Annotated in this window: 18 protein-coding genes; 7 read left to right on the top strand and 11 right to left on the bottom strand. The window is 61.2% G+C overall.

All coding sequences use genetic code 11. The features are described 5' to 3' along the window. Positions 1-139 precede the first annotated feature (139 nt). Together A6U87_RS11860 and A6U87_RS11855 are read right to left on the bottom strand one after the other, a co-directional pair. Positions 140-766 carry a ribonuclease D gene (locus A6U87_RS11860; RefSeq protein ID WP_065691476.1) on the bottom strand — a complete coding sequence of 209 codons (627 nt, stop codon included), beginning with the start codon at positions 764-766 and terminating at the stop codon, positions 140-142. A 74-nt stretch (positions 767-840) separates the two neighbouring features. Beyond that, positions 841-1,647 carry a MerR family transcriptional regulator gene (locus tag A6U87_RS11855; RefSeq protein WP_065691475.1) on the bottom strand — a complete coding sequence of 269 codons (807 nt, stop codon included), beginning with the start codon at positions 1,645-1,647 and terminating at the stop codon, positions 841-843. A 197-nt stretch (positions 1,648-1,844) separates the two neighbouring features. Between A6U87_RS11855 and A6U87_RS11850 the strand changes: the two genes are divergently transcribed. Both A6U87_RS11850 and A6U87_RS11845 read left to right on the top strand, forming a co-directional pair. Further along, complete coding sequence (locus tag A6U87_RS11850; RefSeq protein WP_065691474.1) at positions 1,845-3,125, top strand: 4-aminobutyrate--2-oxoglutarate transaminase; 1,281 nt, start codon at positions 1,845-1,847, stop codon at positions 3,123-3,125. 38 nt (positions 3,126-3,163) lie between these two features. After that, positions 3,164-4,645 (top strand): NAD-dependent succinate-semialdehyde dehydrogenase, encoded by a 1,482-nt coding sequence (locus A6U87_RS11845; RefSeq protein ID WP_065691473.1) that lies wholly within the window; start codon positions 3,164-3,166, stop codon positions 4,643-4,645. 69 nt (positions 4,646-4,714) lie between these two features. On the opposite strand, the gene A6U87_RS11840 is transcribed toward A6U87_RS11845, so the two are convergent. Together A6U87_RS11840 and A6U87_RS11835 are read right to left on the bottom strand one after the other, a co-directional pair. Then, complete coding sequence (locus tag A6U87_RS11840) at positions 4,715-5,158, bottom strand: PACE efflux transporter (protein WP_065691472.1); 444 nt, start codon at positions 5,156-5,158, stop codon at positions 4,715-4,717. 105 nt (positions 5,159-5,263) lie between these two features. Continuing rightward, positions 5,264-5,473, bottom strand: a complete 210-nt coding sequence (locus A6U87_RS11835; RefSeq protein WP_065691471.1) for a SlyX family protein — start codon at positions 5,471-5,473, stop codon at positions 5,264-5,266. A gap of 179 nt (positions 5,474-5,652) precedes the next feature. On the opposite strand from A6U87_RS11835, the gene uxaC reads away from it, so the two are divergent. Together uxaC and A6U87_RS11825 are read left to right on the top strand one after the other, a co-directional pair. Continuing rightward, entirely contained in the window at positions 5,653-7,068 is a 1,416-nt protein-coding gene (uxaC, locus tag A6U87_RS11830; protein ID WP_065691470.1) for a glucuronate isomerase, read from the top strand. Further along, complete coding sequence (locus A6U87_RS11825; protein WP_065691469.1) at positions 7,065-8,528, top strand: mannitol dehydrogenase family protein; 1,464 nt, start codon at positions 7,065-7,067, stop codon at positions 8,526-8,528. Before uxaC ends, A6U87_RS11825 begins: the two co-directional genes overlap by 4 nt. Before the next feature lie 98 nt (positions 8,529-8,626). Here A6U87_RS11825 and A6U87_RS11820 read toward each other — a convergent pair whose 3' ends face one another. The 7 genes from A6U87_RS11820 to A6U87_RS11790 form a co-directional block, all read right to left on the bottom strand. Beyond that, positions 8,627-11,077 carry an FAD-dependent oxidoreductase gene (locus A6U87_RS11820; protein ID WP_065691468.1) on the bottom strand — a complete coding sequence of 817 codons (2,451 nt, stop codon included), beginning with the start codon at positions 11,075-11,077 and terminating at the stop codon, positions 8,627-8,629. After that, positions 11,074-11,952 (bottom strand): choline/ethanolamine kinase family protein, encoded by an 879-nt coding sequence (locus A6U87_RS11815; RefSeq protein WP_065691467.1) that lies wholly within the window; start codon positions 11,950-11,952, stop codon positions 11,074-11,076. The genes A6U87_RS11820 and A6U87_RS11815 overlap by 4 nt, the downstream gene beginning before the upstream one ends. 64 nt (positions 11,953-12,016) lie before the next feature. Further along, positions 12,017-13,096: an ABC transporter ATP-binding protein gene (locus A6U87_RS11810; protein ID WP_065691466.1), complete on the bottom strand. Its 1,080-nt coding sequence runs from the start codon at positions 13,094-13,096 to the stop codon at positions 12,017-12,019. 23 nt (positions 13,097-13,119) lie between these two features. Continuing rightward, entirely contained in the window at positions 13,120-14,193 is a 1,074-nt protein-coding gene (locus A6U87_RS11805) for a Gfo/Idh/MocA family protein (RefSeq protein WP_065691534.1), read from the bottom strand. Between the two features lie 25 nt (positions 14,194-14,218). After that, positions 14,219-15,103, bottom strand: coding sequence for a carbohydrate ABC transporter permease (locus A6U87_RS11800; RefSeq protein WP_065691465.1), 885 nt, complete (start codon positions 15,101-15,103; stop codon positions 14,219-14,221). After that, positions 15,096-16,043, bottom strand: a complete 948-nt coding sequence (locus A6U87_RS11795; protein WP_065691464.1) for a carbohydrate ABC transporter permease — start codon at positions 16,041-16,043, stop codon at positions 15,096-15,098. Before A6U87_RS11795 ends, A6U87_RS11800 begins: the two co-directional genes overlap by 8 nt. 4 nt (positions 16,044-16,047) lie before the next feature. Beyond that, positions 16,048-17,334 carry an ABC transporter substrate-binding protein gene (locus A6U87_RS11790; RefSeq protein WP_065691463.1) on the bottom strand — a complete coding sequence of 429 codons (1,287 nt, stop codon included), beginning with the start codon at positions 17,332-17,334 and terminating at the stop codon, positions 16,048-16,050. 201 nt (positions 17,335-17,535) lie between these two features. On the opposite strand from A6U87_RS11790, the gene A6U87_RS11785 reads away from it, so the two are divergent. The 3 genes from A6U87_RS11785 to A6U87_RS11775 all read left to right on the top strand — a co-directional run bounded on the left by A6U87_RS11785 (position 17,536) and on the right by A6U87_RS11775 (position 20,661). After that, the gene (locus tag A6U87_RS11785; protein ID WP_065691462.1) at positions 17,536-18,213 is read left to right on the top strand and encodes a TetR/AcrR family transcriptional regulator; all 678 of its coding nucleotides are present in this window, start codon (positions 17,536-17,538) and stop codon (positions 18,211-18,213) included. Positions 18,214-18,345: 132 nt separating this feature from the next. After that, the gene (locus A6U87_RS11780; protein ID WP_065691461.1) at positions 18,346-19,494 is read left to right on the top strand and encodes a Gfo/Idh/MocA family protein; all 1,149 of its coding nucleotides are present in this window, start codon (positions 18,346-18,348) and stop codon (positions 19,492-19,494) included. A gap of 3 nt (positions 19,495-19,497) precedes the next feature. After that, the gene (locus tag A6U87_RS11775) at positions 19,498-20,661 is read left to right on the top strand and encodes a dihydrodipicolinate synthase family protein (protein WP_065691460.1); all 1,164 of its coding nucleotides are present in this window, start codon (positions 19,498-19,500) and stop codon (positions 20,659-20,661) included. The last annotated feature ends 5 nt before the right edge of the window (positions 20,662-20,666 follow it).

Below are 20,666 nucleotides of genomic sequence, written 5' to 3'. Positions count from 1 at the left end.
CCCGCCTGTGTGACGCTGCATCGCGTCGTCGAATGCTTAAAAATTGATAAGCATCCTAATTAAGCTATCTTAAGAAATTGCTAATCGCCGGCGCGCGGAGGCCGCGCCCGGTTTCGATTTCGACAGAGCAGCAGGAACGCTAGCTGTGGGCGAAGATGTCAGTCTCGTCCCACCCAAGCAGGTCGAGTTTCGCGCGGGTCGGCAGGAACTCAAAGCAGGCAGTCGCGTGCTCCATACGGCCGTCGCGCACGAGGCGGGCAGTCAGCTTGTCACGCAGCGCGTGGAGATAGAGCACATCCGAAGCCGCGTATTCGAGCTGCGCCTGGGACAGGGTCGCCGCCGCCCAGTCCGACGACTGCTGTGCCTTTGAGACGTCGACGTCCAGCATCTCTTTCAGATTGTCCTTAAGACCGTGCCGGTCCGTATAGGTGCGGCAGAGCCGGGAGGCGATCTTGGTGCAGAACACCGGCTGCGCGGTCACGCCGAAGGTGTGAAACAACACGGCAATGTCAAAGCGGCCATAGTGGAAGATCTTCTGACGTCCAGTATCGGCGAGCAATGCCACGAGGTTGGGAGCATCCTTTTGGCCGGCGGCGATGCGGATGACATCAGCCGATCCGTCGCCCGGCGAAAGCTGCACGACGCAGAGACGGTCGCGTCTCGGCACCAGCCCGAGCGTTTCGGTATCGATCGCGATTGCGCCGGTGTAGCGGCCGGCATCTGCCGAGGAGATATCGCCTTCGTGATAACGTATGGTGGCCGCCATCGGTCTCGTCTTTCGTTCAAATGCTATTGTGGCGCTATAGCGCAAAGTCGGACCGGGCGATACCGCTTTGGACGTCAGAACGTCGGCGGAGTGTTGATCCAGATGAGAATCGTCTCACCGTCATGGCGATTGCGCCAGGAGTGATAACGACGGCTTTCGAAGTAGAGCGAGTCCCCCGGGCCGAGGTCGAAAAACTGATCGGAATCGAGCACCAGCTCGAGACGCCCGGAGAGTACGTGCATGAACTCCTCGCCGTCGTGCCGGTAAGCGCCCTCACTGGCGGCGCCAGGCGCCAGCACAAACCTGTGGCAGTCCATCATGGTGCGGCCCTCGGCAAGCAGCTGCACAGTGACCCCCGGTGTCGTTTCCGGCCAGGCGCGCCACTCGCCAGCGCGAACGACGCCCGGCAGGTCGTCTGTGTCTTCGCCGGACAGGCGCGAGACGGTCGTTCCGTAATATTCCGCTAGGTCATGCAGCGTCTTGAAACTGACGCCCTGTGATGTCCGCTCCAGCGTGGAGAGCGTCGAAGCGGTGATACCCATGTCGCCTGCGACCTGGTCCAAGGTTTTACCGCCAGCGTGCCTCAAGCTGCGCAACCGTCGCCCGATGTCCGAAATCACGCTTGTTTCGGAGAGATCCGAAGGCTCTTCGCTCTCCAGCGCTTCGCGGATTGCTGCAGGGTTAAGGCCGCGTTCTACCCTGTAGAATGAAATCCGCTTCAGTCGCGCCACGTCCTCGGCGCTATATTGCCGGTGGCCGGTATCCGAGCGGCTGGGGACGACAAGGCCTTGGCTTTCCCAGAGGCGCAGTGTCGAGGCGGAGACGCCTGCCAGTTTCGCAGCCTCGGCCACCTTGTAGCGCACGGGCGCCTCGTTGTTCATAAGCCAATATTCCTGGTTTCGTTGTCTTTGGCGGGAAAGGGTCCCGCTGTTTTTGCCGTGAACCATTGCTGAAAACGCCAGCGGTTTGAAGCGGAAAATGACACTTGCGTTCTTGCAGAAAAAATGTAGGTATTTTCTATAAGTCTTGCAGAAGTTATGCAAGATAATTCCGGATTCTCTAACGCAGGAACGCAAAGATGACCGCGACCACCCTCACAGACCGCAAGAATGCCGCCATTTCCCGTGGTGTTGGCATGACCACGCAGATCTATGCCGACCGCGCCGAGAATTCCGAGATCTGGGACAAGGAAGGCCGCCGCTATATCGACTTTGCAGCTGGCATCGCCGTTCTCAACACCGGCCATCGCCATCCGCGCGTGATTGCTGCGGTAAAGGACCAGCTCGATCATTTCACCCACACCTGCCATCAGGTCGTGCCCTACGAAAGCTATGTGCATCTTGCTGAGCGCCTCAACGCACTGACGCCCGGTAATTTTGAAAAGAAGACAATTTTCGTCACGACCGGCGCTGAAGCCGTCGAAAACGCCGTCAAGATTGCCCGCGCTGCCACCGGCCGTTCCGCTGTCATCGCCTTCGGTGGCGGCTTCCATGGTCGTACCTTCATGGGCATGGCATTGACCGGCAAGGTCGTCCCCTACAAGGTTGGCTTCGGCGCGATGCCGGGCGATGTCTTCCATATCCCGTTCCCCGTCGAGCTCCACGGTGTCACCGCCGACCAGTCGCTGACCGCTCTGAAGAAGCTGTTTGCCGCCGACGTCGACCCGCAGCGCGTCGCCGCGATCATCATCGAGCCTGTGCAGGGCGAAGGCGGTTTCTATCCGGCGCCCGTTTCCTTCATGAAGGCGCTGCGCGAGCTGTGCGACCAGCACGGCATCCTGCTCATCGCCGATGAGGTCCAGACCGGCTTTGCCCGCACCGGCAAGATGTTCGCCATGGATCACCATGAAGTCGCGCCGGACCTGATCACGATGGCAAAGAGCCTGGCTGGCGGCTTCCCGCTCGCAGCCGTCACCGGTCGTGCCGAAATCATGGATGCGCCGGGCCCAGGCGGCCTCGGCGGTACCTATGGCGGCAATCCGCTCGGCATCGCCGCCGCTCATGCCGTCCTCGATGTGATCAAGGACGAGGATCTCTGCGGCCGCGCCGACCAGCTCGGCGGCCGGCTCAAGCAGCGCCTGGAATCGCTGCGCGAGAAGGTGCCGGAAATTGTCGACATCCGTGGCCCCGGCTTCATGAATGCCGTCGAGTTCAACGACAAGACGACGAAGCTGCCGAGCGCCGATTTCGCAAACAAGGTGCGCCTGATCGCTCTTGAAAAGGGCCTCATCCTGCTCACCTGCGGTGTCCACGGCAACGTCATCCGTTTCCTGGCTCCCATCACCATTCAGGACAACGTCTTTGGCGAGGCACTCGACATTCTTGAAGCGTCGATTCTGGAAGCAAGCGCCGGCAAGTAAGCCGGTACTCGCCCACCCATGCCTTTGGAGTACATGACATGGCATTCACGACTGCACTGACAAAACACGTTCGCTTCTCCTCTCCGTTCCTTCGCGACGCCGGCTACATCAACGGCGTTTGGACGGCGGGCGGCGCCACCGAGACCTTCGACGTTCTGAACCCGGCGACCGGCGAAGTGCTGGCATCGCTGCCGGATATGGGCGCCGCTGAAACCAGGGAGGCGATCGACGCCGCCTACGCCGCGCAGCCTGGCTGGGCCGCCCGTCCGGCCAAGGAACGCGCCAACATCTTGCGCAAGTGGTTCGATCTGATGGTCGCCAATGCCGATGAGTTGGCTGCCATCCTGACGGCCGAAATGGGCAAGCCCTTTGCGGAAGCGCGGGGTGAAATCCTGTATGCCGCCGCCTACGTCGAATGGTATGCCGAGGAAGCAAAGCGCATCTACGGCGAGACCATTCCCGCGCCGTCGAACGACAAGCGCATGATCGTCATCAAGCAGCCTGTTGGCGTCGTCGGAACGATCACGCCCTGGAACTTCCCGGCGGCGATGATCACGCGCAAGATCGCCCCGGCGCTTGCCGTCGGCTGCACGGTGGTTTCCAAGCCCGCCGAACAGACGCCGCTTTCGGCACTGGCGCTTGCCGTTCTCGCGGAGCAGGCGGGCATTCCCGCCGGCGTCTTCAACGTCATCATCGGCCAGGACGGCCCGGCGATCGGCAAGGAGCTTTGCGGCAACGACAAGGTCCGTAAGATCAGCTTCACCGGTTCGACGGAAGTTGGTCGCATCCTGATGCGTCAGTGCGCTGACCAGATCAAGAAGGTTAGCCTCGAGCTCGGTGGCAACGCGCCCTTCATCGTCTTTGACGATGCCGATCTCGACGCCGCCGTCGAGGGCGCACTTGCCTCGAAGTACCGCAACGCGGGCCAGACCTGCGTCTGCGCCAACCGCCTTTATGTGCAGTCGGGGGTCTATGACGCCTTCGCAGCCAAACTGGCGGCGAAGGTCGAGGAGATGTCGGTCGGCGATGGGTTCAAGGCAGGTGTGACGATCGGCCCGCTCATCGACGCGCAGGGGCTTGCGAAGGTCGAGGATCATGTTACCGACGCTGTCTCCAAGGGCGCGAAGGTCTTGACCGGTGGCAAGCGTATCGAGGGTGCGGGCACCTTCTTCACGCCGACCGTCCTGACCGGTGTCACGCGCGGCATGAAGGTGGCGCGCGAGGAAACCTTCGGTCCGGTGGCGCCGCTCTTCCGCTTCGACACCGTCGACGATGTCATCCAGCAGGCGAACGATACCGAGTTCGGCTTGGCAGCCTACTTCTTTGCCGGCGACATGAAGAAGGTCTGGCGGGTCGCAGAAGCGCTGGAGTACGGCATGGTGGGCATCAACACCGGCCTGATGTCGACGGAAACCGCCCCGTTCGGCGGCATCAAGCAGTCGGGCCTCGGCCGCGAAGGCTCGCGTCACGGCGCCGATGACTATCTGGAAATGAAGTATCTCTGCATGGGCAACGTCTGAGCATCAGGCGCCTTGCTTGCCAATCAATGGGATCGCCCGAAACGGCGGTCCCATTTTTCGTTGGAAGCGTTAGCCTTGAGACGCTTCCGCCGCTATCTGCCAGTCCGGCAACGGGAAAACGCGGTCGTAGACCCAATTGAAGACGAAGGCATACACCATGTAGAAAAGTGCGAAGGACACGTCCATCATCAGGGCCTGCAGCAGGCTGACGCCGAGATACCAGGCGATCAGCGGCAGCAGGACAAGCAGCAATCCGCCTTCGAACAGCGCGGCATGGGCGACCCGGATGGCGACAGTCTTTTGCGTGCCGCCGGTCAGGCGCTGCATGAGATGGTCGAAACCGAGATTGTAGAGATAGTTCCAGCCGGTCGCGATCGTGGCGCTCGCAACGCCGATCACGCCGATGTCGGCCATCGGCATGCCGAATGCCAAGGCGCCGAGCGGCGTGATGAGCGCCAAGCCGATAATTTCGAAGCTGATAGCGTGACGGATACGGTCTGCGGTCGATCGCATGTATAACCCCTATGGGATGGTCGGGTCGTCCCGAGTTTTATGCCCATAAGGGGGAGGTCGTCCTCACGACCATATTATAGGGATCCCGACTGCCCCGGACAAGGGTCAGTAGTGTGGCGGCCGCGTGATTGCGGGCGCTTCCAGCGATTGTTCTTCCAGCGAGAGAAAGCGTTCCGCCAGCCGATCGAGCTTGGCGCGGGTCTGTTCGACGACCTTCCACTGCTCTGCCAACTGATCGGAGAGCTCCTCGATAGTCTTCGTCTGATGGGCAATGATCTCTTCAAGCTGGGTGAGGCGGTTCGTCTCGTCGGACATCGGATTCTCCTTGCCGCAACCGATCTTCTTCGGCCCTCTCAAAAGCGGAAATAGGCCGCGCCGTCAATCGTTTCGAGGTCGATGCCAAACGTATCACAAAGTGAACCGTTTGGTTACTAAAAGCCCTTGCCGCGTCTTTTGTTGTAGGGTAGGGCGGTAATCCTCAGGGAGGAAATCTGATGGATGTTGGTAATGGCTTTCTTCATCCGGACCGGCTTTTTCCGGCCGATCCGACGACTCGCACGATCGCGCGGGACCTCTATGAGACTGTCCGTGGCCTCCCGATCGTAAGCCCCCACGGCCACACCGAGCCTTCCTGGTTTGCCGATGACAAGCCGTTCGAGGACGCATCGTCGCTGCTGGTCATTCCCGATCACTATCTCTTCCGGATGCTGCACAGTGTCGGTGTTTCGCTTGACGATCTCGGCGTGCCGAGGCTAGACGGAAAGCCGGTGGCTGCCGGCCGCGCGATCTGGCGCGCTTTTGCGGCCCATTATCATCTCTTTCGTGGCACGCCGTCGAGCCTGTGGGTCGACCATGCGATGTCCGCAGTCCTCGGCTGCACCGAGCCGCTGACGCCCGAGAACGCCGATACCCTCTACGATCACATCAACGCACAGCTGGCGCGTCCGGAGTTTCGTCCGCGCGCCCTGCACAAGCGCTTCGGCATTGAGACGATCGCCACCACGGAAGGCGCGCTCGACCCGCTGGTGCACCACCAGAAGCTCGCGGCCGATGGCTGGATCGGCCGCGTTCGCACCACCTATCGTCCTGACAGCGTCACCGATCCCGATGCTGTCGGCTTCCGCGACAATCTCATCCGCCTTGGCGAACTCACGGACTCCGATGTGACGAAGTGGGATGGCCTGATCGACGCACACCGCAAGCGCCGCGCTTATTTCCGCCAATACGGTGCAACCGCGACCGATCATGGCGTACCGACGGCCTTTACCGCAGATCTGCCGCTGGCCGATAAGCAAAGGCTGCTCGACAAGGCGCACAAGGGCACATTGAGCGCCGATGAGGCCGAACTCTTCCGCGGCCAGATGATGACCGAGATGGCGGGCCTGTCCGCCGAAGATGGCATGACGATGCAGATCCACGCCGGATCGCGCCGCAACACCGATCGCGAGCTGTTTCGGACGCGCGGCCCGAACATGGGCGCCGATATTCCGGGGCCGACGGACTGGGTTGGCGGTCTCTCAGCGCTGCTGTCGAAATATGGCCACGCGCCGGGTCTGCGCGTCCTGCTCTTCACCCTCGATGAAACCACCTATGCCCGCGAGCTGGCGCCAATGGCGGGCCATTGGCCCTGCCTGATGATCGGTCCGCCGTGGTGGTTCCTCGACAGCCCTGCCGGCATCCGCCGCTATCTCGATCAGGTGGTCGAGACGGCTGGCTTCGCCAACATGGCCGGGTTCAACGACGATACGAGGGCGTTGCTGTCGATTCCCGCGCGTCACGATGTCTGGCGCCGCGAGGTCTGCGGCTTCCTCGGACAGCTGACGGCGGAGCACCGCATCTCCCGCAAGGACGCCGAGATCGTTGCCGGCGAACTTTCCTATGGCAACGCGAAGAAGGCCTACAAGCTGTGACCGAACGACTGACGAGCCTTGTAGGCCTTGCGCCGACCGCCAAGCTTCCCGACTATGACCGCAATCTGCTGAAGGCCGGCATCCTGCACCTCGGGCCTGGTGCCTTCTTCCGCGCGCACTTCGCGCCGTTCACCGATGCCGCACTCGCCGCGGCCGGCGGTGATTGGGGAATAGAGGTGGCAAGCCTGCGCTCCGCTGATGTCGCCGATCACTTGAACCAGCAGAACGGTCTTTATTCGATGCTGGTTCGCGATACCTCGGACACGAAGGCCGAGATCATCGGCCCCATTCTTCGTGCGCATGTCGCGACGCGCAATCCTGGCGATCTCCTTCAGCGGCTAGAAGATCCCGCGATCCGGATCGTCAGCCTGACCGTGACCGAAAAGGCCTATGGCTTTGACGCGGCGAGCGGCGGTCTCGATCTCAATCACCCCGATGTCGCCGCCGATCTGGCCAATCCGCATGCGCCACGTGGCGTCATCGGTTATCTCGTCGAGGGCCTGTCACGCCGGCGCGCGAAGGGTATTGTGCCCTTTACGGCGCTCAGCTGCGACAACCTGCCGAGCAACGGTGCCGTGCTGAAACGGCTGGTGGTTGATTTCGCGGAGCGCGTCGATCCGTCGCTACGGCAGTGGATCGAACAAAACGTACCGTTTCCCTCAACCATGGTCGACCGCATCACCCCGGCCAGCACGGAAGCGACCTATCGCGACGCCGAAACGCTGACCGGCCGGACGGATCTTGCCGCGATCGAGACCGAACCTTTCGCGCAGTGGGTGATCGAGGACCATTTCGTCAACGACCGCCCGCAATGGGAGAAGGCCGGCGCCCTGATGGTCGAGGACGTCTCCGCCTATGAGAAGATGAAGCTTCGCATGCTGAACGGAGCGCATTCGCTTCTCGCCTATCTCGGCTACATAGGCGGCTATGAATTCATTCGGGATGTGATGGACGATGCTGGCCTTGCCGGTCTTGCGCGTCGCCAGATGAACGCCGCGGCGGCCACGCTCGATCCGGTTCCCGGCATCGATCTCGAAGCCTACGCGGACGAGCTGATAGCCCGCTTTGCAAACAAGGCCATCGCCCATCGCACCTACCAGATCGCCATGGACGGCACCCAGAAACTGCCGCAGCGCCTGTTGGAACCGGCGACGGAAGCGCTCGCCAATGGCAGTAGGGCGGAAACCTACGCGATCGCCGTCGCCGCCTGGATGCGCTATGCGCTCGGCATCGACAGGAACGGCCAAACCTATGAGCTCCGCGATCCGCGTGCTGGCGAGATTGCCGCCCTGCTTGCCAATGTGCCGCGTAACGGCGGCGCAGTCTCGGCGGCGCTCTTTACACTGCCGGGCTTGTTTCCTCCCGCGTTGACCAGGAATGTCGCATGGTCTGAAGATGTGGCCAACAAGCTCGAGATCCTCATCCAGGATAACAGGCTGCCACTGATCCGGGGTCCGTAAACAAGGGTTCCAGGTGTTCGAGGCCACCGGGACCCAAGACGCTGGAAGGTCCGCGCTCGGTAGAGCGCAGACACCAGCTCGGGTAAAGCTGCCTGCAGCTACGCTTTGATCCGCTTCATCTCAGGATCATAAAGCGGCTTCAATGACACACGGCAGGGAACACGTTCCCGGGCGACGTCGAGTTCGTAAGTGCCTGACAGCACGAAATCTTCGGTCACCCCTTCCGGATTGCGCACATAGCCATATCCGATCGGCTTGCCGATGGTGTAGCCGAAGCCGCCGCTGGAAAGCCAGCCGACTCGCTTGCCATCGCGGTAAATCGTTTCGCGACCGAGCAGAACGACCTCCGGATCGTCGGGCACGAAGCAGGCGAGCATCTTCTTGACGCCCGACGCCAGCTGCCGCTCGATCATCTCGCGCCCACGGAAGGGCGTGGCTTTCCTGGTCTTCACCGCCCAGCCGAGCCCCGCTTCGATCGGGGTGTGATCCGGCCCGATGTCGGAGCCCCAGGCGCGATAGCCCTTTTCGAGCCGGCAGCTCTCGATTGCGCGGTAGCCCGCATTGGTCAGATGAAACTCGCCTCCCGCAGCCATCAGCGCATCGTAGACCGCCGTCGCATATTCGACCGGAACATGCAGCTCGTAGCCGAGTTCGCCGACATAGGTGATGCGCAGTGCCCGAACCGGGCAGCCGGCGATGCCGATCGTCTTCACCCGTCCGAAGGGGAAGCCGGCGTTGGAAACATCGCTATTCGTCACCTTCTCCAGCACCGCCCGGGCATTCGGCCCCATGAGCGAAAGGACGGAATAGGCGGAGGTCACGTCGACCAGTTCGGCATGCATATCCTCAGGAATATTGCGTGCGATCCAATCGAAATCATGGGTCGCGAAACCGGTGCCGGTGACGATGTAATATTCATCCTCGGCAATGCGGGCGCAGGTCAGGTCGCATTCGATCCCGCCCTTGTCGTTCAGCATCTGCGTGTAGATGAGCGACCCCACCGGCTTGGCAACGTCGTTGGAAGCGATCCAGGACAACGCGGCTTCCGCATCGCGACCCTTGAGCGCGAACTTTGCAAAGGATGTCTGGTCGAAGATGACGGCAGCCTCGCGCACGGCCCGATGCTCACGCCCGACGGCGTCGAACCAGTTCTGCCTGTTGTAGCTATAGATGTCCTTCGGCTCTTCATTGGCGAAAAGATCCGCAAACCAGTTCGGGCGCTCCCAGCCGAGTTTTTCGCCGAAGCAGGCGCCCTGTGCCTTAAGCCGGTCGTAGAGCGGCGACCGGCGGCAAGGCCTTCCGCTCGCATATTCCTCGAAGGGAAAGGCGAGTGTGTAGTGCTTGCCATAGGCCTCGAGCGTGCGTGTGCGCACCCAGTCGGTGTCGAAATGCGGGCGGCCGAACCGGCGAATGTCCACCGGCCAGAGATCGTAAGGCGGTTCGCCTTTGGCCACCCATTCGGCCAGCGCCATGCCGGCGCCGCCGCCCGAAGCGATGCCGAACGCATTGAAACCGGCGCCGACGAAGAAGTTCTTCAGCTCCGGCGCCTCGCCGAGGATGAAGTTGCCATCCGGCGTAAAGCTCTCAGGCCCATTCAGCAGCTGCTTGACGCCGACATTCTCCAATGCGGGCACACGGCCGAGCGCCTGCTCCATGATCTGCTCGAAGTGGTCGAAATTGCTGTCGAGCAGCGTGTGGTGGAATCCCTCCGGAATGCCGTCCTTTGCCCAGGCAATCGGGTTCGGCTCGTAGCCGCCCATGACGATGCCGCCGACCTCCTCCTTGTAATAGGTCAGTCGATCGGGATCACGCAGCGTCGGCAGATTGGAGGGAACGCCGAAGGATTCGGTGATGATGTATTGATGCTCGACGGAAACCAGTGGCACGTTGACACCGAAACGCGCCGCAAAGCTCCTCGTCCACTGGCCGGCGCAGACGACAACGCGCTCACACTCGATGCGGCCATGCCCGGTGATGACGGCGCGGATCTTTCCCTTGTCGATCTCGAGATCGATCACCTCGGTGTCTTCGAAGATGGAGACGCCGGACATGCGCGCACCACGCGCCAGCGCCTGGGTGATATCGGAAGGGTTGGCCTGACCGTCGGTCGGGAGGTAAGCGGCGCCGACGAGGTCGTCGATCGTCATCAGCGGCCAGAAATCGAAGGCCTCCTGCGGCGTCAGCAGCTGCATGTCGAGGCCGAAGGATTGCGCCGTCGTCGCCTGCCGCTTCACCTCCGTCCAGCGTTCCTCGTTGCACGCGAGGCGTAGGCCGCCATTCATCTTCCAGCCGGTGCCGAGCCCGGTCTCTGCCTCCAGTGTTTTATAGAGCTCGACGGAGTAACCGAGCAGCTGCGTGATGTTGGCGCTGGTGCGTAGCTGCCCGACGAGGCCGGCGGCGTGAAAGGTGGTACCGGAGGTCAGCTTCTTGCGCTCGAGCAGCACGGTGTCCGTCCAGCCGAGCTTACCGAGATGATATGCGGTCGAGCAGCCGATGATGCCACCACCGATGACGACGACCTTTGCGGTCTTGGGCAATTCCTTGGTCATGCAGTGTCCTGTTCGAAAGCGTCATAGGCGCGCTCGAAACGCGCGCGGTTTTCTGCGGTATAGCCGACATAGTCGAAGTCTATGGTGGAGTGTATTTCAGAAACCATGCTCCAGAGCATTTCGCGCAGCAACGAAGCGCATTTCATGGCGCGGTATCGTTGCCAGAGATCGGGTGTGAGCGATCGCTGATAGTAAGCCTCAAGCAACGATCGCTCCGCGTCGTCGGCAAGCTCGTTGTTGGATGCAAGGCCGCCGAGGTCGAACAGCGGCGTGTTGAAGCCGGCATAATCCCAGTCGATCAGCCACAGCCGCTTGCCGTCGTCGAGAAAGTTCGCGGCCAGCATGTCGTTGTGACCGAAGGCGATCTCGAAGGGACCTGCCGCCGCTTCCAGCCTCTCGGCTTGCGCCAGCAGGCTGGGAAACAACGGGCGGTAGGGGCTGTTTGCCGCGTCCAGGTTGGCGATGTAATCGCGGATGACATGAAACACCCAGAAGATCGCTGCCGCACCACGGAACTCACGGGCGATATCATAGTGACAGGCGCGCACCAGCGGAATCACGCGCGCCAGCGTCTCGGCGTTCCTGATGTCATCGGGCGAAAGCGCCTTGGCCTCGATATAATCCAGGACGAGGATACCCGGCGCATGATGCACCACCTCGGGCGATAGCCCAGCCGCGTGGGCGGCCTGGCTTGCGGCAAGCTCGTTCTGCCGGATGATGTGGTGAACCGGGATATCCTCACCCAGCCTCACCACGCGTCGCGTCGTGCGGTCGCGCACCAGATAGTTCCGGTTGGTGATGCCGCCGGTGATAGGTGTGATGTCGATCGGACCGTGCCAGATGCCAAGCGAGCGTATCCGATCTTCAGGCGTCACGATTTCCCCCTGGTGGCCTATCCTATTGAAATCTTGGCCAGAAGGGGGAGCGCTGTCAAGCGTGCTAGATAGCGGCCCCCGAGGCGTCGAAGACGTGACAGCGGGCCGGGTCGAAGGAGGCCTTCACATTGGTGCCGCGTTCCACCTTCTGCTGCCCATCGAGCGCGACCGTCAGTTGCTGATTGTCTGGCGTCGTCGTGTAGAGCATGGTTGCGCCGCCGAGGTTTTCGACGAGGTCGACGTTGACAGTCGCAAGCGTGATACCGCCTGTGTTGAGAACGGAGAGGTGCTCCGGGCGAATGCCGAAGGTGACGCTCTGGCCCGCCTCTGCCTTCAGGCGCCGTGGCAGGCGTACGGAATTGCCGCAGACGTTGATCGTCGTGTCTGCATCGCCCGTCGTTTCGATCCGACCCTGCAGGAAGTTCATCTTCGGGCTGCCGATGAAGCCGGCGACAAAGCGGTTTGCCGGATTGTTGTAGAGATCGAGCGGCGCGCCGACCTGCTCGATACGGCCGGAATTGAGCACCACGATCTTGTCGGCCATCGTCATCGCTTCGACCTGGTCGTGCGTGACGTAGATCATTGTGTTGCCGAGGCTCCGATGAAGCCGGGAAATCTCGACGCGCATCTGCACGCGCAGCTCGGCATCGAGGTTGGACAGCGGCTCGTCAAAGAGGAAGATCCTCGGTTCACGCACGATCGCGCGTCCGATCGCCACGCGCTGGCGCTGCCCGCCCGAAAGCGCTTTCGGCTTACGCTCCAAGAGCTTTTCGATCTGCAGAATCTCGGCCGCGCGCTTTACCTTCGGCTGGATATCCGCCTTCTTGTAGCCCGCCGTTTCAAGCCCGAAGGCGAGGTTCTTGTAGACCGACATGTGGGGATAGAGCGCATAGGACTGGAACACCATGGCGATGCCGCGCTTGGCGGGCGCCACTTCATTCATCCGTTCGTTGTCGAGCATCAGGGCGCCGCCTGTGATCTCTTCCAGCCCTGCGATCATGCGCAGCAGCGTGGACTTTCCGCATCCCGACGGGCCGACGAAAACCACGAATTCGCCGGGTTCGATTTTAAGATCGATGCCGTGAATGACATCCAGCGCGCCATAGCGCTTCTCGACCTTCTGAAGAACGACGCTCGTTGCCATCTCTCAAATTCCTCTCTGGTCCGTTATTTCGTTCGTGCGCGCCAGTCGGCGTATTTGGGGCTGTATGGTCCCATCGGCAGAACAACTTCGCTGCCGCTGTCGGATGATTGATAGATCGCCGTGACGAGTTCCAATGCGCGCCGGGCATCACGTGTCGTCACGGGAAGTGGACCGCGGCCACTGAGATAGGCATGAAAATGCTCCATCTGTGTCGTGAAGCGGGGGGCGACCGGTTGCCAATTGCCGACGATGGCGTCGATCTTCGCCTGCACGTCATCATTCGCGGCAATGATCTTCCAGGGATCCTTGCCCGGCGAATAGGGTTCGTGGTTGCTTTCGAATGTGACGTTTTCGAAGTGCAGTCGCAGGCGGCTGATCTGCTCCTGCGAACCCAAGGTGCAGGACAGTGAAACGAACGCGCCGCTCTCCATCAGCAGACTGGCCGATGCGCAGTCCTCGACTTCGATGTCGTTGACGCGGGTCATGACCCGGCCGAAGACCTTCGCAGCCGGCCCCATGAGATGCAGCAGCATGTCGTGCAGATGCAGCGCATGCGTTACCAGCACGCCGCCGAGCTCGGTTGCCCACTTTCCACGCCAGGGGACCGAATAATACTCGGCGGTTCGCAGCCAGAAGGTCTCGACGGATCCCATGTAGGGCTTTCCTGCAATGCCGGCCTCGATGATCCGCTTCGCCTTCTCGACCCCGTCACCATAGCGATACTGGAAGATCGGCATCAGCACGCCCTTGGCTGTCTTTTCGGCTTGCATGATCTGGTCGACGCCGGCAAGCGAGCCGGTCAACGGCTTCTCGCAGATGACATGTTTGCCGGAGGTGAGCGCCGCGATCACCTGTTCAAGGTGGATGCCGGGTGGCGTGCAGATGTCGACGATGTCGACGCCGTCATCCGCGAGGACCTCGGCAAACGAGGTGGTTCGCTTTTCGATGCCGAACTCGTCGCCGACTTCCTTCAAACGCTCCTCGTTCAGGTCGCAGAGCGTCACCACCCTGAACTTGTCGGGATGCGGCAGGTAACCTTCGACGATGTGCGAACGGCCGATGCCGCACCCGATGATCGCAACTGTCTTGATGGTCATTTCATTCATCTCGGTGTCGTAGCCATCAACGCTTCATGCCTGTCGTGGCGATACCGTCGATGAGCAGTCGCTGGAAGAACAGGAAGAAGAAGAAGACCGGCACGAGCGTCAGCGTGGACATAGCGAACAACCCGCCCCAATCGGACGCGCTGGTCGAGTCGACGAATGTGCGAAGACCAAGCTGGATCGTGTAGGTGTTCATGTCGTTGAGGTAGATCAGCGGCCCGAAGAAATCGTCCCAGGTCCAGATGAAGGAGAAGATCGCGGCCGTCGCCAGAACCGGGAGCGAGAGCGGCAGCATGATTTTCCAGTAGATGCGCCAGGCGCTGCAGCCATCCATCATCGCCGCTTCGTCAAGTTCGCGCGGGATGCCGCGGAAGAACTGGACCATCAGGAAGATGAAGAAGGCATCGCTTGCCAGGAACTTCGGCACGACCAGCGGCAGGATGGTGTTGACCCAGCCGAGGTTGAGGAACAGCACGTACTGCGGGATCAGCGTCACGTGGTACGGGATCATCAGCGTGCCGAGCATGATCGCGAACCAGAAGTTCCTCCCCGCAAAGCGCAGGCGGGCAAAGGCGTAGGCGGCCAGCGAACAGGCAACCACGTTACCGACGACCGTCAGCACGGAGATGATGAGCGAGTTCCAGAAGAAGCGGCCGAACGTGATGTCGAGACCGACCCAACCGCGAAGATAGGATGAAAAGTCGATCGACGACGGAATGAGCGACGTCGACGAGAAGATCTCGCTCTCCGGCCTGACCGAGGCAGAGACCATCCACAGCAGCGGATAGAGCATCAAAAGCGAGGCGAGGATCAGCAGCGTATGAATGATGATCGATGCTGGCCGGCTGCGCTTGGTGATGTCGGAGGGCGGTGCCGAGACGGCGGCGGTGATACCGTTAGTCATCGTAGTGTACCCAGTAGCGCGAGGACAGGAACGAGAAGGCGGTGAACACGGCAATGATGAGCACCAGAATCCAGGCAAGCGCCGAGGCGTAGCCCATGCGGAAGTTCCCGAAAGCCTCCTGATAGAGGTAGAGCGTGTAGAACAGCGTCGAATTGATCGGCCCGCCGGATCCGCCGGAGATGATGAAGGCCGGCGTAAAGGCCTTGAAGGCGTCGATCGTCTGGACCACCGCATTGAAGAAAATGACGGGCGTCAGCAGCGGGAGCGTGATCTTGTAGAACTGCCGGAATTTCGAAGCGCCGTCGAGGCTGGCAGCCTCATACATGTCGGTCGGAATCTGGCGCAGCCCGGCAAGGAAGATGATCATCGGAGAACCGAACTGCCAGACGCTGAGCGCCACCAGCGTGTAGATGGAATAGCTCGGATGCGAGATCCAGCTAGGACCTTGTATACCGACCTGCGCAAGCGCGGCATTGACGAGGCCGTCACCGGCAAACAGTTGCCGCCAGAGAACGGCGATGGCAACGCTGCCGCCGAGCAATGACGGAAGGTAGAAGATCGCACGATAAAACGGCAGGCCGCGAACGCCCTTGTTGAGCGCCATCGCGACGAGCAGCGCAAAGGTCAGCTTGAACGGAACAGACAGAACCACATAGGTCAGCGTCACCCTCATCGCAGCAGCGAATTTGGGATCGGCGGTTGCGATGCGCACGTAGTTCGCGGACCCCACCCACTCCGGCGACCTGATCATGTCGAAGTCGGTGAATGAAAGGTAGAGCGAGATCAGGGCTGGTCCGAGCGTCAGCCCGAAGAAGCCGATGAGCCACGGCAGGAGAAAAAGATATCCGGGTGCATTGGCAGCCCAGAGGCGTTTGAAACGCCCCTCGGCCACCGCGCCCTTGCCGCTTTCGACAGCGGTCGCGCGCATCACATTGCTCATTGCACTAGCCCCGCGCGAGAAGTCGCGTGATTTCGTCAACAAGCTGCTTGGCACCGTCGCCCGCCGAAAGCTGGCCGAAGGCAACCTGCTCGGAGATGGTGCGGAGGGTTACCTGACCTTCGCCGGCTCCTGATGGAGGCGGCGGGGGCAGCTTGCCGGCGAGGTCGCCAAGTCCGCTGACATATTCAAGCGGGATCTTGCCGGTCTCATCCAGCTTCGCGGCCACGACGTCGCGCATCGCCTTCGATTCCGGGATGCCGCGTTCGACGTCGAGCGCCACGGCCGCATCGGGATTGGTGACGAAGAAGTTGACGTAGTCGACGGCCTGATCGAGCACCTTCGATTGCGACGAAACCGAGAAGAACATGGACGGCTTGCGGTAGTGGCCACCCTTGGAATCCGGCTTGATACGCATGTAGTTCGTCAGTGCCAGCTTATCCTTGCTGATCGCCTGGAAGCCGACAAACTGGTTGCTGTGCGCGTAATCGGCGGCAGCCTTGCCGAGCGTGACGGGGCTGGTGTCGATCGTGTCCTTGTAGAGAGCCTGAACGTCAGGCGGCACGCAGGCTCCGGCTTCGCGGAACTTGCTCCACATGTCGAACCATTCCGATGCATCGTCCACGCCGAACGCAATCTTGGAATCAGCCGTATAGAGCGCCTTACCGCGCTGGCGCAGGTAGTTTTCCAGAAGCGGTTCGTTGCCGCTGCCGTCGGCAAAGCCGAACATGCCCTTGCGCTTGCCGGCCTTGGTGATTTCGGCGCCAATCTTGCCGAACTCTTCCCAAGTGGTCGCCTGCGTGGGCAGATCAACGCCGGCTTCCTTGAAAGCGGTCGTGTTCAAAACGGTTGCTGCTGCATTGGCGCCGAGACTGACGCCGTAAAGGTGGCCATCAACGCTGCCGCCCTCGACCTGCGCGGGATCGAAATCGCCGAGGCTGAGCTTGGCCGGCATGTAGCTCTCAAGCGGAGCCAGCGCGCCGCGCCGGGCGTATTCGACGATATAGCGATAGTCCATCTGGATGACGTCGGGGGCGTTGCGACCGGCGACTTGGGTCGCGAGGCGCGGCCAATAATCGTTCCAGCCCAGGAATTCCCCGGTGATTGAGGTGCCCGGGTTCTTCGTCTGGTAAAGCTGGGATACCTTGTTGGTGCGGTCTGCGCGCGGTTGCGATCCCCACCAGAGAAGCCGCAGCCGAGCGTCGGCAGCGAATGCAGCCGACCCCAAGGCCGACATCGAAAGAAGCGTCGCTCCTCCCGCCAGAAAATGACGTCTGTTTACGCGTAGTGTCATCTGTTTTTCCTCCTCCTTGGGGAGCGCCTCCACACGCTCCTTGCTGGTTTCTCTTGCAACAAATAACTAATTGGTTACAAGCTATGGAGAAGGACCGAACCTGTCAAGCGCTGATGTCGCGGGCTCCATGTGGAATTCGTTTTTACATTATCATCGCGAAATATTATGAGCGCAGCGGGGGATCAAAGGAAGGTAGGGTTAATGGATAGCGCCGACGGCAGTGGGGAAAAGAAGACGGCAAGGCGCCGCTCATCAGAGCGCGTGCTGCAACGCGATCCGGAACGCACGCGCGCCGCGATCCTTGAGGCGGCAACGAAAGAGTTTGCCGAGAATGGCATGGGCGGTGCCCGGGTGGATGCGATTGCCGAGCGGGCGGGCACCAACAAGCGCATGCTCTACCACTATTTCGGAGACAAGGAGCGGCTTTACCTACACGTGCTGGAGGAGGCCTACGTCGCCATCCGCACGGCCGAGCGAGAATTGCATATCGGCGATCGCAGTCCGAAGGAGGGGATCGGCGAACTGGCGCTGTTCACCTGGCGCTATTTTCTCAAGCACCCGGAATTCCTCAGCCTGCTCGGCACCGAGAACCTGCATCGCGCACGCTGGCTGCGCCAGTCGGTCCGGCTGAAGGAGCTCCATTCGCATCTGATCGGTGAACTTTCTCAGGTCATCGCCCGCGGCAAGGTGGAAGGTGTCTTCGCCGAAAACGCCGATCCGTTGAACGTCTATCTGACGATCGCTTCGCTCGGATATTTCTATCTTTCCAATCAATACACACTCTCGACGATCTTCGGACGAGAGCTCGCCACGCCCGAGAATCTGGATGCCTGGGAGCGCCATATCGTCCATGTGACGCTCGCCTCCATCGCCGCCTGATTTCTGAAATTTGGTTTTGTCTATTGACAGCCGCGCTTTTCGTCTGTCATCAAGTAACTGTTTAGTTACTGGCCGGGAGGAGCCGTGCAGTATGCGCGACCGGCCTCGCAAAGCTTTTGCAGGGAGAGAAACATGGCTCGTCTAGGGATTATTTTGCACGGCGTTACAGGCCGTATGGGCTACAACCAGCATCTCGTCCGATCGATCCTGGCAATACGCGATCAGGGTGGATTGGTGCTGAAGTCTGGCGAGAAGCTTGAGATCGATCCGATCATCGTAGGCCGCAATGGCGCCAAGATGGAAGAGCTGGCGCGCAAGCACAACATCAAGCGCTGGTCCACGGATCTCGACGCGGCTCTGGCAAATCCTGAAGACCAGATCTTCTTCGATGCCGGAACGACCTTGATGCGAGCCGAGCTGCTCTCGAGGGCGTTGGACGCCGGCAAGCACGTCTACTGCGAAAAGCCGATCTCGGACGACCTGCAGGTGGCGATCGATCTCGCCAGAAAGGCGCGCGCTTCGGGTCTCAAGCACGGCGTCGTGCAGGACAAGCTGTTTCTGCCGGGCCTGCGCAAGCTGGCGCTCCTGCGCGATTCCGGCTTCTTCGGCAAGATCCTCTCCGTGCGCGGCGAGTTCGGCTACTGGGTCTTCGAAGGCGACTGGGGCGTTCCGGCCCAGCGGCCCTCCTGGAACTACCGCAAGGCCGATGGCGGCGGCATCATTCTCGACATGCTCTGCCATTGGCGCTACGTCCTCGACAATCTCTTCGGAGAGGTGAAGGCGGTTTCGTGCCTGGGAGCAACCCATATCGGCACGCGCATCGATGAGCAGGGCAAGCCTTACCATTGCGACACCGACGATGCCGCCTATGCGACGTTCGAGCTGGACGGCGGGGTCGTTGCCCATATCAACTCGTCCTGGGCCGTGCGCGTTCGCCGCGACGACCTCGTGACATTCCAGGTGGATGGCACGCATGGCTCAGCGGTCGCCGGACTGACCAAGTGCTGGACGCAGCATCGCGTCAATACGCCGAAGCCGGTCTGGAACCCTGATCAACCGCAGACGATCGATTTCTACAACACCTGGGACGAAGTGCCGGATACCCAGTTGTTCGACAACGGCTTCAAGGCGCAGTGGGAAATGTTCCTTCGCCATGTCGCCGAAGATGCTCCGTGGCCTTACGGCCTGGAGGCAGGCGCCAAGGGCGTCCAGCTCGCCGAACTGGCGTTGAAGTCATGGGCAGAGCGCCGTTGGCTCGACGTTCCAGCACTGGAGTTCTGAGCCGTGACCACGATCAACCTTCCTATCGACGGCAAGATAGTGCCCTATGAGTTGACCGGTTCTCCGATCGAGCTCAAGAAGCGCGACGCCAAGGACTTCTCCCGCATTGCCTATGCCGCCGCCCATGTCGTTGCGGACCCTCTTGCGGACAACGACCCATGGATTGCGCCCGCAATCGATTGGGACCGGACGCTGGCGTTCCGCCACCGGCTTTGGGACCTCGGCCTCGGCGTCGCCGAGGCCATGGATACCGCCCAGCGCGGCATGGGACTTGGCTGGCCGGAGGCGCGGGAGCTCATTCGGCGCGCGCTGGCGGAAGCCGCTGGCCGAAAAGATGCTCTGATCGCCTGTGGCGTCGGCACCGATCATCTCGTTGCAGGGCCTGATGTGACGATCGATCAGATCATCAGGGCTTACGAAGAGCAGATGGAGACCGTGGAGGCCGCGGGCGGGCGTATCATCCTGATGGCGAGCCGCGCGCTGGCCGCGGCAGCAAAGCATCCAGATGATTATGTCAGGGTCTACGATCGAATACTCAGGCAGGCGAAGCAGCCTGTCATCATCCACTGGCTTGGTGAGATGTTCGACCCGGCTCTTGAGGGCTATTGGGGTAACGTCGATCACATGAAGGCGATGTCCACTTGCCTGCAGGTGATCGAAGCCAATGCGGCGAAGGTTGAGGGCATCAAGATCTCGCTCCTCTCCAAGGAAAAGGAGATCGCCATGCGCCGGCAGTTGCCGGATGCTGTACGCATGTTCACCGGCGACGACTTCAACTACGCGGAATTGATAGCCGGCGATGAACAGGGGCATTCGGATGCATTGCTCGGTATCTTCGATGCCATCGCGCCGGCCGCTTCAGCAGCTCTGGAGGCATTGGGGTCCAATCGCGATAAGGAGTTCTTCGAGCTGCTTGAGCCGACGGTTCCGCTCTCTCGCCATATCTTCAAATCGCCGACCCGCTTCTACAAGACAGGTGTCGTCTTTCTCGCCTACCTCAATGGTCTGCAGGATCACTTCGTCATGGTCGGCGGCCAGCAAAGCGCGCGTTCGCTTTCGCATCTCGCCGAGCTTTTCCGTCTCGCCGATAAGGCCCGCGTACTTGCCGACCCCGATCGTGCGGTCGCTCGGATGAAGAATGTGCTGGCCGTGCACGGCGTCGTCTGAAGCGG

Origin of the sequence: Rhizobium sp. AC44/96 (assembly GCF_001692185.1) — a bacterium.
GTDB lineage: Bacteria > Pseudomonadota > Alphaproteobacteria > Rhizobiales > Rhizobiaceae > Rhizobium.
Note: the sequence above shows the minus strand (reverse complement) of the source record. Positions and strands in the feature narration are given on the sequence as shown.